The organism is Streptococcus suis (assembly GCF_046032535.1).
GTDB lineage: Bacteria > Bacillota > Bacilli > Lactobacillales > Streptococcaceae > Streptococcus > Streptococcus suis_AK.
This window is the reverse complement of record NZ_JARQPL010000069.1, coordinates 1-1922: the sequence shown is the minus strand read 5'-3', so window position 1 is coordinate 1922 and position 1922 is coordinate 1. Positions and strand designations below refer to the sequence as shown.

The window sequence follows — 1922 nt, the reverse complement described above, 5'->3', positions numbered from 1 at the left end:
CCCGAGTTTATCAGTTAAAAAATAAAAAAAGTTCTCTAAACGCTGTCAAATCAACGTTTAGGGAGCTTTTTTGAGTCATAAATTGTGTTGTGTATGCAGTTTTTCCCTAACTTTTGAATATCTTCATGTCTGACAGTTCCACGATCCCAAGTGATTCCTAATAAATGAAGTAACTCACTTGCTTCATGGTTCTGCTTGACTCTATATATCCCTTGTCCCATATCTGCAGCTAACATACTGTTTAAGCCCTCTATCATTCGACCAGGACTCATTTTCTTATCGGTAATGTAATACAATAAGCGTATCATCACTAAACTGATAAAGCAGGTTAAGAAATGGCCTTCAATATGTTCATTTTTTCGTACATAAACTGGTCTCGTTTCAAACTCTGTTTTTGTAATTCGGAAACAATTCTCAATCGCAGATAATTCTTGATAGGCCTCTAATATGGCATCATCTTCCAACTCAATCTCACTGGTCACAAGGACATGAACCCCATCAAATTGAGCATCAAATTCCACCTCTTTTTGGTTAATTCGGATAAGTGGCGAAAATGGTTTAACCTCTCCGGTTTCCGTATCCAAATAGCTCAATTCAAGGTATTTCTTTCCACCCTTCTTACTCGTTTGTCGAAACAATTCCGCATCCGTTAGCTTATTGGCGTAGGAAAGAGCCCCTTCACGTCGAATCCGTTCTCTATCTTCATATTTCTTTGACCAGGTCATTAGTACTTTTTCTTTAACGGTCGGAGAATCCTTCTTGGTCCCAAGTTTTCTCTCTCGAATGTAAGACTTTTTAGCGAAAGTGATCTCTTGATTAAACTGCCAACCAGATTCTTCCAATATTTTTTCTTGAATATCCTTCGGAGCACCACGTTTCCCACGGTGCTTTTGCGAGAAGATCCAGCCGTCACTGTTCTTTATAGTGGCATTTAGGTTATTTGTGCTGTTCATTGCTTTGTCTGCGACCACTACCAACCGTTCAATCCCAAACTGTTTCTTTACTTGCTCAATTGCTGGAATATAAGTGGTGGGATCTGTAAGGTTTCCTCGAAATAGTTTATAAGCGATAGGAATACCGTTCATATCCATGAATAATCCCATTTGGATAATGGGGTCTTTCCTATATTCTTTACTAGCTCCTCTTCGACGAAGACCCTCGACAAGAAGGTCTCCATTTTCATCGCGTATATCTTCATCAGGAACATCAATTTCAAAAAAATAATTGGTAACATCATAAAACACTAAGGTTCCAGTTCGATTCGTTAATTGGCTAACTTCTTGATGTAAGTGCTGTTGAATTTCTGATTGAAGGCTGTTTAAGATATCAAGTGACCGATAAACTGAATTATATGGAACATTCCAATCTCCGAATAGGGAAGCTTGGTGGTAGAAAGTTTTATATTTACTTCCCGGATTAAGAATTCGTTGAAAAATCAGTAGTTTAACCGTTTCATCTAAGTCCATCATCATTTTTGACGGCTTATTCTTTTTAAAGAATTGATGTAACTTAAGTGTTGTATAAAGATCTTCTAAAATCTTCCAACCAATGTTTTCATCAGGTTTGTTCATTGGATCTTTCAAAGAAAGTTTAATCAGAAATTCCTCAGACTTAGCTTGTGAGTTTTCCTTTGCTTCACGTTTTAATCGCTCAAGAATGCCTGGTTCTTTCGCTTCCAATTCGTCCAACAAACCATATTTATAAAGAATCCGTTGTTTTGACTTTCCGTTCTCACGATATCCTTCAACAAGATAAACATGTTTACGGCCTTCTCTGTTTTTTGTAATTCGAATAAATGCCATAAATATATTATAACATGCATTGCCGTTCACAACAACAAAAATATCAATAAAATGTTAAAAAAATACCGCTGTTATCACAAAAACGGCGGTTGTGAAATGAATTAACTGATAAACTCGAGA

At 36.7% G+C, this 1922-nt stretch carries 1 protein-coding gene; it reads right to left on the bottom strand.

The window, feature by feature from the left end; all coding sequences use genetic code 11:
- Positions 1-50 precede the first annotated feature (50 nt).
- Complete coding sequence (locus P7J58_RS11235) at positions 51-1802, bottom strand: IS1634 family transposase (RefSeq protein WP_408556368.1); 1752 nt, start codon at positions 1800-1802, stop codon at positions 51-53.
- Between the last annotated feature and the right edge of the window lie 120 nt (positions 1803-1922).

Coding starts and splice junctions, on each gene's coding strand:
- P7J58_RS11235 (WP_408556368.1), bottom strand. CDS start 1,802: ATGGCATTTATTCGAATTACAAAAAACAGAGAAGGCCGTAAACATGTT.